Annotated in this window: 13 protein-coding genes; 1 reads left to right on the top strand and 12 read right to left on the bottom strand. The window is 33.2% G+C overall.

Going from position 1 to position 14,058, the window contains the following annotated elements; genetic code table 11:
- Positions 1–20: 20 nt before the first annotated feature.
- Positions 21–1,547 (top strand): ClC family H(+)/Cl(-) exchange transporter, encoded by a 1,527-nt coding sequence (locus ACF3NF_RS04965; RefSeq protein WP_394022442.1) that lies wholly within the window; start codon positions 21–23, stop codon positions 1,545–1,547.
- 26 nt (positions 1,548–1,573) lie between these two features.
- Here the strand turns inward: ACF3NF_RS04965 and ACF3NF_RS04960 are convergent, their stop codons facing one another.
- The 12 genes from ACF3NF_RS04960 to gltX all read right to left on the bottom strand — a co-directional run bounded on the left by ACF3NF_RS04960 (position 1,574) and on the right by gltX (position 13,804).
- Positions 1,574–2,281 carry a hypothetical protein gene (locus ACF3NF_RS04960; RefSeq protein ID WP_394022441.1) on the bottom strand — a complete coding sequence of 236 codons (708 nt, stop codon included), beginning with the start codon at positions 2,279–2,281 and terminating at the stop codon, positions 1,574–1,576.
- A gap of 97 nt (positions 2,282–2,378) precedes the next feature.
- Positions 2,379–3,386 carry a CAP domain-containing protein gene (locus ACF3NF_RS04955; RefSeq protein ID WP_394022440.1) on the bottom strand — a complete coding sequence of 336 codons (1,008 nt, stop codon included), beginning with the start codon at positions 3,384–3,386 and terminating at the stop codon, positions 2,379–2,381.
- A 76-nt stretch (positions 3,387–3,462) separates the two neighbouring features.
- Complete coding sequence (locus ACF3NF_RS04950) at positions 3,463–5,112, bottom strand: hypothetical protein (protein ID WP_394022439.1); 1,650 nt, start codon at positions 5,110–5,112, stop codon at positions 3,463–3,465.
- A complete protein-coding gene (locus tag ACF3NF_RS04945) occupies positions 5,105–5,827 on the bottom strand; it encodes an ABC transporter ATP-binding protein (protein WP_394022438.1) in 723 nt (240 codons plus the stop codon). Before ACF3NF_RS04945 ends, ACF3NF_RS04950 begins: the two co-directional genes overlap by 8 nt.
- A 128-nt stretch (positions 5,828–5,955) precedes the next feature.
- Positions 5,956–6,996, bottom strand: a complete 1,041-nt coding sequence (locus tag ACF3NF_RS04940) for a hypothetical protein (RefSeq protein WP_394022437.1) — start codon at positions 6,994–6,996, stop codon at positions 5,956–5,958.
- 142 nt (positions 6,997–7,138) lie between these two features.
- A complete protein-coding gene (locus ACF3NF_RS04935) occupies positions 7,139–7,648 on the bottom strand; it encodes an FUSC family protein (RefSeq protein ID WP_394022436.1) in 510 nt (169 codons plus the stop codon).
- A complete protein-coding gene (locus ACF3NF_RS04930) occupies positions 7,645–8,484 on the bottom strand; it encodes a nucleoside hydrolase (RefSeq protein WP_394022435.1) in 840 nt (279 codons plus the stop codon). Before ACF3NF_RS04930 ends, ACF3NF_RS04935 begins: the two co-directional genes overlap by 4 nt.
- A gap of 88 nt (positions 8,485–8,572) precedes the next feature.
- On the bottom strand, positions 8,573–9,643 hold the full coding sequence (locus ACF3NF_RS04925) for a sigma-70 family RNA polymerase sigma factor (RefSeq protein WP_394022434.1): 1,071 nt from the start codon (positions 9,641–9,643) through the stop codon (positions 8,573–8,575).
- Positions 9,644–9,682: 39 nt separating this feature from the next.
- Complete coding sequence (locus tag ACF3NF_RS04920) at positions 9,683–10,210, bottom strand: YacP-like NYN domain-containing protein (protein WP_394022433.1); 528 nt, start codon at positions 10,208–10,210, stop codon at positions 9,683–9,685.
- The gene (gene rlmB, locus ACF3NF_RS04915) at positions 10,197–10,901 is read right to left on the bottom strand and encodes a 23S rRNA (guanosine(2251)-2'-O)-methyltransferase RlmB (protein WP_394022432.1); all 705 of its coding nucleotides are present in this window, start codon (positions 10,899–10,901) and stop codon (positions 10,197–10,199) included. The genes ACF3NF_RS04920 and rlmB overlap by 14 nt, the downstream gene beginning before the upstream one ends.
- On the bottom strand, positions 10,901–12,322 hold the full coding sequence (gene cysS, locus ACF3NF_RS04910; protein WP_394022431.1) for a cysteine--tRNA ligase: 1,422 nt from the start codon (positions 12,320–12,322) through the stop codon (positions 10,901–10,903). Before cysS ends, rlmB begins: the two co-directional genes overlap by 1 nt.
- Positions 12,323–13,804 (bottom strand): glutamate--tRNA ligase, encoded by a 1,482-nt coding sequence (gene gltX, locus ACF3NF_RS04905; protein WP_394022430.1) that lies wholly within the window; start codon positions 13,802–13,804, stop codon positions 12,323–12,325.
- Positions 13,805–14,058 lie beyond the last annotated feature (254 nt).

Raw genomic sequence — 14,058 nt, 5'->3', positions numbered from 1 at the left:
AAAAGAATAAATGATCTAAGATGAAAAATGATTTTAATAATAAGCAAAAATTAATATTTAGAATGCTAGCCGACTCCATAATAGTCGGCACCCTTGCTGGACTTTTGTCTGTTTTTTATAGGTTCTTAATTTCAAAAATGGACCTTTCCAGAAAATTTTTATATAGCAACTTTGATTTTAAATCTGTCTTTATTTTAATAATCTTAGCTGTGATAATTTCTTTTATTATAAGCAAATTATTAAAATGGGCTCCCCTTTCTGGGGGAAGTGGGATTCCGCAAATAAGAGGAGAAAGCCTTGGGAAATTTAAGATGCAAGAGTGGCCAACCATCATTTCAAAAATTTTGGGAGGTGGGCTTGGAAATCTAATGGGATTTTCACTGGGCCGCGAGGGTCCATCCATACAAATGGGTGGTGCCATTGGTAAGTTTTCTGGCAAAATATTAAAAAGACCTCCAGATGAAATAAAATATATGATTACAGCTGGTGCGGCAGCTGGACTTGCTGCAGCATTTAATGCCCCAGTGGCTGGTTGTATATTTGCCATAGAAGAGCTTCACAAAACATATTCAAAATACGTGCTCTTGCCAGCCTTTATAGCATCAATTATTGCAAATTACATTTCCTTTGTCCTTATGGGAGCTGAAACTTCATTCTCATTTGCAGTTACAAAATCCTTGCCAATGAATTTGGTATGGATTGTAATTTTAATTGGGATTTTGACCGGACTTATAGGTTGTTTTTATAATGTTATGATTGTTAAGTCCCAAAATTTGTTTAGAAAAATAGATTCCAACTTTCTAAAATATGGACTATTAATGGGAGTTACAATTATAATTGGATTTTCATTTTTTGATGTGACAGGCGGCGGACACGGTCTACTAGAAGAAATGGCTGTAAATAGATTTGCTGTAAAATACCTATTGGCCATACTTATTGCAAAATTATTCTATACAACATTTTGCTATGGATCTGGTGTCCAAGGCGGGATTTTCCTGCCAGTTCTAGTAATTGGTGGTTGTTGTGGGGCTTTGGTATTTGCAGTCCTAGAAAAATTTATAATTTTAGATACATATTTTATAAATTTTGTAATTTTGGGCATGGGTGGTATCCTTGCTTCAGTAGTGAGAAGTCCTATCCTGTCTGTAATTTTAGTCTCAGAAATGACTTCAACCTTTGAGCACTTAATAGCCCTATCCATAGTAGTATTGGTTTCATATTTTGTAGCAGAGGTTTTAAAAGTAGAACCAATTTATGAAACACTTTTTGAAAGACAATTAATAGATAAAAATCTTTTAGTACCTAACGAAAGAGATTTGGGAAATTATTCTATTTTGGAATATAGCATAGTTGATGGCCTAGATGTGATCGGTAAAAAACTAAGGGAGATAAAATTTCCAAAACATATTTTAATCATATCCATAGAAAGAGATGGCAAGGAATTTGTGCCAAATGCTGATGATGAAATCTTACTAGGTGATAAAATAACTGTTTTGATGAATGCAGAAGATGCTCTAGAAATAGATGAGTATCTAAAAAATGAGTAAAAAAAAAGCGGGAATAATCCCGCTTTTTATCTGCCATTTGCTCTTAAAATAGCTTCTCCTCGTTCAACCCTATTAATTTGTTCTTGGATTAATTTGTTTATAACATCCCCGTGTTCTTTGGCAAATTTTGGCATAGTTTGTATTAAAATTTCAGCACCTGCTATGGTTTGTTTTGCATTTTTTACTGATTCTTCTAGTCTATCTAGGCTTTCTTCCGATAATCCTATATCGATTATTGGGCTTTCTGTATTTTCTTCTGATGGATTTTTTTCTAGCTCATTTGAATCATCAAGTTCGTTTTCTTCAATCATTTCATCTACTAATTCATTTATTTGATCATCATTATTTGTAATTTCCTCATCAATTGCGGCAACATTTTCTACTGTACCAGTATTTGATGAACTAATGGCATCTTTATCATTTTCACCAACCATGCCATTATTATTTCTATCATCCATAAATGGGTAAAGGTAGCTTTGGCCTTTTACGATTGGCAATCTGTATTTACCATAATTTTTTACTTCTTTTATAGTTAGCTGGCTGTTGTTATTTGTATTCATGGCATCAAGTTCTTGTCTTTGGCCAGCAGTTAAATTTATGTATGCATTTCTTGTTCTTCTTGACCTGTAAAAACCTGAATTTGTATTGATACTGTTTGCAAAAGCTGGGCTAGCAAGTCCAGAAAATAAAATTGATACTGATAATGTTGATACTAATAATTTTTTAAATTTCATAAATACTCCTTTAATTTGTTATAGTTAATAAATATTTGCCCCTTTGGGGATAAAAATCCATATATTAATAAAGGCAGAATAAATTCTGCCTTTACTTTTAATAATTTGCAAGTATTTTCTCAGCTTTAGCAATAATGCTTTGAGCATTTGCAATTAAGGAATTAATTGTTTGACCGTGTTCTTTGGCAAATTTTGGCATAGTTCTCATCAAAACTTCTGCTCCAGCTATAGTTTGATTTGCTTTTTTTACTGATTCCCTTAATTTTTCTAAAGTTGCCGGTGAAATTTCATTTGATTTTACTGGGTTTTCAGTTTTTTCTTCTGTTTTTGGAGCATTTTTTATATCTCCTGAGTAAAGATTGTAGTTACCACTTAGGTTTACTGAAGATTCGTTATTATTTGCAATCTCAAAATCAAAAATTCCTACCCCATAATTCCATTTGTCATTTGTATTTAATGCAGAAAAACCAATGTGTTTTAATTCTGGGTCAAGAATTATGTGCAAGTGGCCATTTTCAGCATTTGATACGCCCTTTGCTTCTTTTAATAATTGGTATTCTGATTTATTATATTTTCTTTTTGATGGTTCAAATGACCATTGGGCAAAGGCCTTAGTTGGATTTTCTGGATCTGTGCTTGATGCTAAAATTTCTGCACCAGGATAGATTCCATTTTTTGTTATTGTAGTTTTTTGACTACTTCCATCTGGTCTTTTGTGAGAAAGTCCTGTTAAAGTTTGCTCATAAGCTCTTTGGATGGCGATTTTTTCCAAGTCATTTGACCAAGAAATCCCATTTACATAAGCATTTTTGTCTTTATATCCATTTGCTTTTGCTACATCTTGTAGGCGCTCTCCACTTGCATTTGATTCTTCAAGGGTATAGAAAATATTCTCATCCCATAATCTAGATCTTATGGCACGTATTTCAGATAAAACTTGATTTTTGTTTGCTTCATCTTGGCTAAGATTAAATGTTCCTTCGCTAAAGGCTACATTTCCTGTATTAACACCCAAATCTACTCTACTTGCTGCAAATACAGGATTTGCACCTAAAATTGCAAAAGAAAAGGCTAGGGATAAGGCTAGTTTTTTAAAATTTTTCATAATAACTCCTAATTATATATCGTATATATATTATACACCATATCTTTAACAAGATTTATATGAAAATCTAAAATTTTTAATCATTTATGTCATAAAATCCTTTTTTGTAAGCATTAAGGGCCCTAGAGTTTACAAATATTGTCATAGCAAGCATTATTACAATCATAATTGCATAGGCTATGAATATATTTTTTGCAAATATTTGGGTCAAAAATACCCCCAGACCTACCAAAAGAGCCACAATAATTAGGCTTAGAAAATAATAAAGTATATTTATCACTCCGCCCTTGCTAAGCTCTTCAGGTTTATTCCAATTTGTAATAATTTTTTTGCTACCAAGACTCAGTCCAAAGGCACTTGCTAAAACCGATCCTAGGCTAAGTCCTAGGAAAAACAGGATGGCATTTGAAATTCCAAATCTAACAAAATATAGAAATATTAAGCTCAGCAAAATATTAAAAATACTAAAGGCAAAAAAGCCTGCAAGTAATCTTGCTAAATAATGTTTTTTAGGGTCAATTGGCAGAGTTTGGAAGAGGTAAAAACTTGTATGTTCACGGGAAAGGGCGGTTGATGTGATATTTGAATTGCACCAAATTAGTAGGCTCAATAAAAATCCAATCACTAAAACCCAAAATCTAATTTCAGGATCAAAAAAAGCCATACTACCCATTTCATCACTAAATTGTTTGCCCATCCTAGCTCCCATAAATCCAAAGATAATTAGCATTGGTATACCACCAGCTAGAAAAACTATATTTGAAAATAGATTACTTATATCCCTTTTAAATATAGCCCAAACTTGGGATTTTTGCTTAAAACTTATGTTTTTCTTAGCTTGTTTTTTATCAGTTTTTTGGGTGGTTTTCTCTTCTAAGCTCTTATAATAATTTTTATCAGCAAACTTGTAGGATAAATATAAAATCAAAGCTGAAATAGCAAGTAAGACCAAGGTAAAAATCACTTTGTTTTTCAAATCACCACCTACAGCAAGCCCAAAAAATTTGGCATTAAAAAATATGTCCTTAAGTCCCAAAAAGTTTTCAAAAATCTTATTAATCTGTCCCGGATCTTGGACAATTTGATTTTCTCCCCTAATCAGTGGCAGGGCATAGGCTAAGCCAATTACAGAAAAAAGAAGGATATATCCAAGGGTTTTAATTAATTTTTTGTGCCTGTTTATACTTGTAAAACGCATTAGCAAAAGTATTACAAATGTAAGTAAGGAATAAATTATCAAAATTAGGCTTACAAAATTTATTAATCCAAATACCAATACACTTATGTCAAAACCCTTATGATTTGTGTAAACTATAAGGCTTATGATAAAAAACAATATAAAATCTACATAAGAAATTACATTGCCGATGATTTTTCCAACAAAAAGTTCACCCTGACTAATGGGCAAGGTCTTATAAACTTCTGTTTTTTTATCTGAAAAAAAGTTGGATATTATAGTTGGTATGTAAAATATCACTATCATAAGGCTCATGGTTATGCCAAAATAGGTAAAGTAATGCACCTCTCCATTTTCCCTTCCAAGAAAAATCATCCCCACCATATTCATAATCATATAAACCATATAGGATAAAAATAAGTAAGTAAATATGAAGTAAATAACTCTTAAAAAATAATTTTCTGGCAAGTTTGCTGCTTTTTTTCTTTTCATATATGGGAAAAATGCTTCCCAAAGAGAGTATTTTGCAATAGTTTTGATATTATTCATCAGTAAGCTCCAAGAATACTGCTTCTAGATTTTCCTTATGATTTGCTTGAGATTTTATCTCATCAAAAGTACCCATGGCAATAATCTTGCCCCTATTTATAATTGCAATCCTATCGCAAAGCTCTTGGGCAACACTCATAACGTGGGTTGAGAAAAATACTGACTTGCCATTTTCCACTCGTTGCCTTAAAATTTGTTTTAGATTGTAGGCAGATTTTGCATCTAGACCTACCATAGGCTCATCTAAAATTAAAACTTCTGGATCATTTATCAAAGCACCAATTAGGGCAAGCCTTTGGGCCATACCGTGGGAATAGGTTTCAATTTGATCTGCCATTGCATCCTTTATATCAAAAAAATCCAAATAATAATCAAGTCTTTGCTTGCGAGTAGCTTCATCTATTCCATATATGTCTGCCAAAAAATTTATGTATTCATATCCAGAATAAGATTCAAAAAGTTCAGGGTTATCGGGTACATAGGAAAACTGTTTTTTGTAGGCAATTTGGTCATCTTTTATATCTATGCCATTTATAGTAATTTCACCACTTGTTGGAGTATTTATGCCTACTATGGCCTTGATGGTAGATGATTTGCCTGCTCCATTTGGTCCTAGAAAACCAAATATTTCCCCATCCATCACTTCAAAATTAATATTGTCGACTGCAGTTTTTCCAGTCTTATATCTTTTTGTAAAATCTTTGACTTCAATCATTGCATCCTCCTTTTCAAAGAGTATATCATATCAGAAATGAATAAATAAACTGTATTTTATATATATTTCACGCCACTAAAAAACCCCAACCCAAATTTGGGCTGAGGTTTTAATTATTTTTTAGTTCTCTAAATTAGGACATTGTCTTTTAATACATTTTCAGCCTTTTTGATAACTTCTTTTTGTTTTTCTACTAATTGATTGATTTTTGCACTATTTTCATTTGAAAAGTTTGGCATTGATTCTTTTAGTATTTCTGCACCCTTTAATATTTCTTGGGCTTTTTGGTATGAGATTTTTAATTTCTCTAGCTTATCTTTTTGTGTTTTATCTTTGTCTTCTTTGTAGTTTTTATCACCTATTGATAAAGTGTAAGGACCTACTAAATTTGTAACCTGACCATTGCTTGAATCCATCTTTGAATTCATATCATAAGATAATTCCACCACTTCATAGAGGGTGTTGGTTTCTTCATCTGCTACTTGAGCATACCCTATATATTTTATCCCTGGATTTAGTAGGGTGTGTAGCTCAAAACTTTCAGGAGTTAATTTCCCATTTGCTGCAAGCAATTTATCATATTGGCTTTGACCTGTTTGATCTTTAGCAAATGACCATTGACTTGAAGCCTTCATCTTATTGCCATGAAGATTTGTTTTGGATACAATCTCCACATCTGAGTGTATGCCATTTATGGTTGCTGATTTAAAATTAGATCCATCTGGTCTAGTATCTGATGAATCACTATATTTTTGTTCAAAAGCCCTTTGAATGGCTATTTTTTCTAAATCTGTTCTCCATTTTAGCCCAAATGCATAATCCTTCATTGTTGTATATCCAGATTTTTCTGCTGATTCTCTTAAATTTTTGCTTTCGCCACCAGTTCCATCTGGACTCACACTAACGTAAGGGATATTTGAATCCCAAAGCTTAGAACGGATATCCCTAATCTCATTAAGGAAATATTCTATTTCATCTTGGCTTTGTTTTAAGTTTATAGTTTCTTCGATGTACTCGCCTTTGCCCTTATCAACCCCTAAATCTGCGTTTTGAATAGCTAGGCTTTCTTCTTTTGCATAGCTATCTACTGGATTTATTAGGCTTGCTTGCCCTAAGAATGAAAATGATAAGGCAAGACTTAGAGTTGCCATTTTTTTTATATTTTTCATAATCTTCTCCTTTTATATAGCTGCTATTATGAGGATTTTTACTTTATCTTGCAAAAATCTTCATTACCCTTATACCCGGTGAAAATTATTTTATTCAGTTTTTATATAGAAAAAAACTCCCAAATTTGGGAGCTTTCTAAATTTATAAATTATCGGTGTTCTTGTATTTTTCCCTAAAGGCAAAGTCAGACCAATTGACCACGATTGCAGAAATGACTCCAACCATAGTGTCAAAAGTCCTGTTAAAGGCAAATAGAAAAGGTAAATTCGCTTCTTTACCATGATTAATTGTAATTGATAGAAAAACTATGGCCATAATTGAAATAGCCTTTGGTTTATTGGCCATAGCCATAATCCAAATTATTATAGATGATAAAAAGCTAATTAAAACCAGCTCAACAGCCTGGGGCAAATAATATGCTGGCACTAGCAAAAGATAAATCAAGCCACACAGACCTCCAAGAATGGTTCCGATTATCCTGTTAATTCCTATCTCCCTACTGCCTTCTACATCTGATTTTAAGCAGATAATTGCAGCTATTGCACTATAAAAAGGCAGCCCTTCTCCCGGCCTATAGGCAGATATAATCATAGCAATGGTCACTGCAATAAAAGTTTTAACTATCCTTAGTCCCGGAGCTTTTATTTTCATAGGCTACCTAGAAGAAAATCATAAAAGGCTTCTTCATTTACCCTAGTTACCCTATAATTTTTCTTTCTGCTATTAGTCCTATAAAGACTACCCACTTCTCCTTCAAGGTCGCTGGTGATAACACCAAAACCTGATTCTTCAAAGATGAAGGCTTCTGGAGCCTGGGTTAGGTATAAAAGCAGCGGGGCTCCTAGAAATCTTTTTTCTAAAGGATAGTTTTTAAATTCATCTAAAATAATGTCTAGATTTTTATCTCTACCATAAAGTTTAGCAATCATCTCATCTGAAAGAAGCGGCTCATTTGCAATCTCAAATGGCAATAAAAATAAATCTATACTTGAATTTAATATTTTATCAACAGATTCAGGATCTTCGATAAAAGTTTCTGAAACTTCTCCATCTGTTTCTCCACCTAAGATAAAAATATGAGAAATAAAATCTTCTATCTCTGGAGCTTCTTCCAAGGCTTTAGCAATATTTGTAAGTCCACTTGTTGCAATTATATCAAGTCTTCCACAATCTTCTGCCTTATCAATGATATTTTCATAGGCTGGCATTTTTTCTATATAATCCTTAGTTGTAGAAAAAATTTCCTTATCCAAGTGATGGTAATCACTAAAAGGCTTGCCAGCAGCAACTGGCAAAAATAGTCCTTGTTCAGTAGAAAGTCCTACAATATTTTCTGCTGCAAGTACTGGGTTCATCTCACCATTACCATCAGCTGTAGACATACCAAGAATTTCAAAATCAAAAGATTGAAAGGCCATATAGGTCATAAGGGCCTCATCTTTTGCAAAATTTGTATCTATATATAAAAAAGGTTTTTCGTATTCCATAATTCCTCGCTTTTTTCTACTATACTAAGACTAGGCCTATTTACCATAGTTTTTTGATAAGAAAAAGATGCGATTTTCTCGCACCTTACTAGTTTTCAGCATCTGAATATTCTTTAAGTTTTCCTAAAGCTTGGTTTTCTATTTGCCTTATACGTTCTCTGGATAAGTCATAGATAGAACCTATTTCTTCTAGGGTTTTTGGTTTTTCGTTATCTAGGCCATATCGGTAGATGATTATTTGTTTTTCACGTTCTGTAAGCTGGTCTAGGGCTTTCATTAGGAAATTTTCCATATCACGTTCTAGAATTAAAATATCAACTGGTGTTGATTCATCTCCCACCATATCCATTAGCTCATCACCTGTTGAGTCTTCGCTGTCTAGGTTTATATTTAGTGATGTAGAATTTACTTGATTGCGGTTGATTAAAAACAAATCATCTGCTTGTTTTTTATCTATGCCTTCTTTTTCCAAAATTTTATAAATCTCTTCATCGCTTGCTTCTGGATTTGCCTTTAGAATTTGTTTTAATTTGTTAAGTTTTAAATATTTTCCTGCTGGTATTCTGATTGTGTGGCCTTCTTTGTTGATGGCTTTTCTTATCGCCTTATCAATCCATTTATAAGCATAGGTTGTAAATTTGTAGCCTAGGGTTAGGTCAAATTTTTCTGCTGCACGAATCATACCTAGCATTCCTGATTGGACTAAGTCTTCTAAGTCCAAATCATTTCCGTGGGACCTATAAAAATATGAGGCCCTAGATCTTACTAGCCCTTGGTTTTTTTCTACTAGGGCTGCCAAAGCATTTTGATTGCCTTTTTGGAATTGTTCTACGATTTCCTCATTTGTAAGATCAGACATCTTCATCATATCGCTTCTGGTAATTGGTGTGATGGATGTTGACTCGCTTCTTTTTATTTTTGGCTCATCATCATCCTCATCTTCATCAATATCATCGATTTCTTCGATGTCATCTTTTTCTTCAAATTCTTCGTCTTCTTCGATTTCTTCATCATCGATGAATTCAATTAATTCTTCTTTTTCTTCATCAGATAGTTCTTCTAGGACACTTGCAATTTCTTCCTTGCCCATATCCTGGGAGTTGAAGTAAGAGCGTATACTCTCGACTACCCTTTCATCTTTTAAATTTATTTTATCCATATGTCACCCTTATTTTGAATTTATTTTACCTTGTATATTTTAATTTTTTTCCAGATTATTTTTAATCTGGTCAATTTTTTCTATCATTTCTTTGGATAAGGGAAATGAATCGAAATTTCTATTGAAGTCTTGTTTTTTTCTTCGATTTATTTTTCTTCTATTGTTAAATATTTCTGCCTTTAGCTCTGTCGATGTCATTCTTGCGGCCCCCTTGTTTGAGGCAAGAATTTGGATTTGCCCATCATCTGTGACAACTTTTAGATTATGTTTTTGGGAAATTTTTAGGATTTGCTTTTCTATATAGGTATCTGCCGTTTGGTATCTTTTTGTAAAAACAATCTTCATACCAAACTTTTCAGAGATTGTCTCCTTGGGTCTATCTAGGTTGTAGGCATCAAAAACAATTATGATTTCCTCACCTGACATTGACTTATATTCAGCAAGCTCATCGATTAATTTTTCTCTGGCAGATTCAAGGGAGGTTTTTGAAATGTCAGATAAATTTGACCAAGCGTTTATTACATTATAGCCATCAATTATGGTGATATTTCTCCTATTTAAAGCCATTTTGCCTTAAAACCTCATACATGCTTAAAGCTGATGCAACTGATGCATTTAGAGAATTCACCTTGCCTATCATTGGGATTTTGACTAAGACATCGCAATTTTCACGTACTAGTCTGCTTAGTCCGTCTCCTTCATTGCCCACAACTAGAGCGACTTTGCCAGATAAATTTGTATCGGCAATAGTTTCTTTGGCTTCACCAGCCAGTCCATATATCCAAAAACCATTTTCTTTTAAGCTTGCCATAGTTTGGTTTAAATTTGTCACCATGACTACTTTTATATTATTTATAGCCCCGGCACTTGTTTTATAAACTGTTGGGTTTACCTTTGCTGAACGGTGCTCTGGGATGATTACCCCGTCAAATCCAAAACTTTCTGCAGAACGAATTATCGCTCCCAGATTGTGTGGGTCTTCGATTTTATCTAAAAGTATAAGCCTGTTGGCATTTTCTAAATCATTGAGATTGGCATATTTGTAGGAATCCACCTCAATCATAACACCTTGGTGGTTCATGTCTATATTTTCAAAAAAAGTTTTATCTACGTATTTAATAGGCACATTATTTTTACTAAGCTTTTCAACAATTTTCCCTACAATTGGAGTTTTTTGATCCATGATGTAGGCCTTATGAATGGTAAGACCAGCATCAATTGTTTCTAAAACTGGTTTTCTGCCATATATCTTATCCATTAGATTAGCTCCCATTTTACACCTTCGCGGGTATCTTTGATTGCTACTCCCATTTCAGCTAGCTGATCACGGATAGCATCTGCTTTTGCGAAGTCTTTTTCTTTTTTGGCAGCATTTCTTTGCTCGATTAGTTCTAAAATTTTTGCTTCATCAACATCTGCATTTACTTTTTGGCGGTTTTCTATACCTAAAACTTCTTCTAGTTCTAAAATTTTATCTAAAACTGATTTTATAAGTTGCTTGCTATTTTCAGATGAAACTTTAGTATTGGCAAATTTTACTAATTCAAATAAAACTGTAATGGCATCTGCTGTATTTAAATCATTGTCCATTACTTCTATAAATCTATTTTCAAAGTCAGCTAGCTCATTTAATAGATTTTGTTCATCATCAAACAATTCATTTTCACTAGCGTTTTCTATTAAATCTTCTAGTCTAAAGACAGCATTATTTATTCTATCTAAGGAATTTTTGGCACCTTCTATGATCTGACGAGTAAAATTGATTGGTTGGCGGTAATTTGTTGTTAGTAGCCAAAAACGAATTACCATTAGATCATATTCTTTTTTGATATCGTGTAGGGTAAAGAAGTTTCCAAGAGACTTACTCATTTTTGTGCCGTCTACTTGGATCATGCCGTTATGCATCCAATAATTTGCAAAAGTTTTTTCGTTTAGTGTTTCTGATTGGGCAATTTCGTTTTCGTGGTGAGGAAATTCTAAGTCTTCTCCACCAGCGTGAATGTCGATTGTTTCTCCGAGTATTTTTTTATTCATAGTTGAGCATTCTATATGCCAACCTGGACGGCCGGCACCCCATGGAGAGTCCCAAGAAACTTCCCCATCAATCTTTGTTTTTTTCCAAAGGGCAAAGTCTAATGGGTTTTCTTTTTTGCTAGCCTCTTTGCTATCTAATCTGTTGCTTGCTCCGTGTACTAAGTCTTCTACATTTTTGCCAGAAAGTTTGCCATAGTCATCTGCTTTTTCGACTCTAAAGTACACATCTCCGTCTGATTCATAAGCTGCGCCTTTTTCTATAAGATCACTTACAAATTCGATAATATCATCCATCACTTCTGTGGCGCGTGGGTGAATTGTGTTTGCTTCATCGATGTTTAAATCATTGGCATCTTCCATATATGCAGCTATATATCTTTCTGTCACTTCTTTTGTAGATATATTTTCTTCAATAGATTTTTTGATAATTTTATCATCAACATCTGTAAAATTTACTACATAAGTTATGTCATAGCCACGGTATCTTACATATCTTCTAAAGGTATCAAAAACTACTAAAGGTCTAGCATTTCCAATGTGCATATAATCATAAACAGTGGGCCCACAGACATACATTTTGATTTTATTTGCTTCTATTGGTACAAATTCTTCTGTTTTTCTTGTGAGCGTGTTATGAATTTTCATTTAAAAATTTTCCTTTACGTAATTTAATCTTTCTTCTATTTTTTCTTTTCCCATTAAAATCATTACATTTGATAAGTCTGGGCCGTGTACTGATCCTGTGATAGCTGCTCTGATTGGGAACCAAAGGTTTTTACCCTTGATGCCTGTTTCTTTTTGTAGGGTTTTCATAATTGATTTTGCAAAATCTCCATCAATTTCATCTACTTCTGCTAATTTTTCTAAATAAGCATCTACTAATTTTTTGCTATCTTCTTCTTTTAATACTTGGCTTGCTTCTTCTTCCCATTCTATTTCACTTTCATCTAAGAAATAATTTTTAGATAGTTTTGGTGCATCTGAGAATTTATCAATTGCTGATTGCCATGTTTCAGCTAGTAATTTTAAGTCTTCATCTGAATAATTTTCATCAATTAGCCCAGATTTTTCCATAAATGGTTTGATTTTTTCAGCTAATTCTTCTACTGATAGGTCACGAACATAGTGGCCGTTTACCCAGTCTAGTTTTCTTTTATCAAAAACTGCACCAGTTTTATTTACCCTATCAAAGTCAAATTGTTTTGCTAATTCTTCCATTGAGAATATTTCTTCTTCACTGTCTGGTGACCATCCTAATAAGCTCAAAAAGTTTATAAGTCCTTCTGGTGTATATCCTTCTTCTATGAAGTCTTCTACCATTCCATCCCCATTACGTTTTGAATATTTTTTGTGATTTTCATTTAGTACTGTTGGTAGGTGGATATATTCTGGTGCATCCCAGCCAAAGGCTTCGTATAGGTAAACGTGTTTTGGAGTTGATGAGATCCATTCGTCTCCACGTACTACGTGAGTGATTTTCATTGCATTGTCATCTACAACTACTGCAAAGTGATATGTTGGATATCCATCACGTTTGATAAGAACTTGATCATCCATATCGTCAGTGTTAAAGGTGATTTTTCCCTTAATTCTATCTTCAAAAGAGATGTCACGATTTTTTGGTAGTTTTAGTCTTACTGTGTACTCTTCACCATTTGCAACTCTTTGTTTTGCTTCTTCTAGTGGTATAGATCTGCAAAGTCCATCGTATTTTGGTGTAAGACCGTCAGCTTTTTGTTGGTCACGTACTTTATCAACTCTTTCTTGAGAGCAAAAGCAGTAGTAAGCCTTGTCTTCTTCGATTAATTTTTCAATGTATTCGTTGTAAATGCCAGCTTCAACCCTTTCAGATTGGATATATGGACCGTATTCACCTTTTTCAGTTACTTTGCCATTCTCATCTAGCATTACACCTTCATCAATTTCGACACCTGACCAGTCAAGAGCCTTTAATAAATTTTCCAAAGCACCTTCTACAAATCTAGTTCTATCGGTATCTTCTATTCTTAAAATCATTGTTCCATCTGTGTGTCTTGCATATAAATAGTTAAATAATGCAGTTCTAAGTCCACCGATGTGTAGGTAACCGGTTGGAGATGGAGCAAATCTTACTCTTACATCACTCATCTTAACTCCTTTTTTGTCAAACTTTTTCAAATTTTAAAAATTTTTACTAATTTTAGATAATGAAAGGGAGTGCATAACACTCCCTTCCATACTTGACTTATTAAAGTATAACACGATATACTCCAAAAATCAACTTTGTCAATCAATTTTCTTAAAATAAATTTTCTTCTCTATACTTTATAGATTTTCATCCACATACCAAGCTGCGATTTCATACTATATATGATGTTTATAAAATATTATAAAAAACAAAA

Source organism: Anaerococcus martiniensis (assembly GCF_043187485.1).
Classification (GTDB): Bacteria; Bacillota; Clostridia; order Tissierellales; family Peptoniphilaceae; genus Anaerococcus; species Anaerococcus martiniensis.
Note: the sequence above shows the minus strand (reverse complement) of the source record. Positions and strands in the feature narration are given on the sequence as shown.

Coding starts and splice junctions, on each gene's coding strand:
- ACF3NF_RS04965 (WP_394022442.1), top strand. CDS start 21: ATGAAAAATGATTTTAATAATAAGCAAAAATTAATATTTAGAATGCTA.
- ACF3NF_RS04940 (WP_394022437.1), bottom strand. CDS start 6,996: ATGAAAAATATAAAAAAAATGGCAACTCTAAGTCTTGCCTTATCATTT.
- ACF3NF_RS04950 (WP_394022439.1), bottom strand. CDS start 5,112: ATGAATAATATCAAAACTATTGCAAAATACTCTCTTTGGGAAGCATTT.
- cysS (WP_394022431.1), bottom strand. CDS start 12,322: ATGAAAATTCATAACACGCTCACAAGAAAAACAGAAGAATTTGTACCA.
- rlmB (WP_394022432.1), bottom strand. CDS start 10,901: ATGGATAAGATATATGGCAGAAAACCAGTTTTAGAAACAATTGATGCT.
- ACF3NF_RS04960 (WP_394022441.1), bottom strand. CDS start 2,281: ATGAAATTTAAAAAATTATTAGTATCAACATTATCAGTATCAATTTTA.
- ACF3NF_RS04930 (WP_394022435.1), bottom strand. CDS start 8,484: ATGGAATACGAAAAACCTTTTTTATATATAGATACAAATTTTGCAAAA.
- ACF3NF_RS04945 (WP_394022438.1), bottom strand. CDS start 5,827: ATGATTGAAGTCAAAGATTTTACAAAAAGATATAAGACTGGAAAAACT.
- gltX (WP_394022430.1), bottom strand. CDS start 13,804: ATGAGTGATGTAAGAGTAAGATTTGCTCCATCTCCAACCGGTTACCTA.
- ACF3NF_RS04935 (WP_394022436.1), bottom strand. CDS start 7,648: ATGAAAATAAAAGCTCCGGGACTAAGGATAGTTAAAACTTTTATTGCA.
- ACF3NF_RS04920 (WP_394022433.1), bottom strand. CDS start 10,210: ATGGCTTTAAATAGGAGAAATATCACCATAATTGATGGCTATAATGTA.
- ACF3NF_RS04955 (WP_394022440.1), bottom strand. CDS start 3,386: ATGAAAAATTTTAAAAAACTAGCCTTATCCCTAGCCTTTTCTTTTGCA.
- ACF3NF_RS04925 (WP_394022434.1), bottom strand. CDS start 9,643: ATGGATAAAATAAATTTAAAAGATGAAAGGGTAGTCGAGAGTATACGC.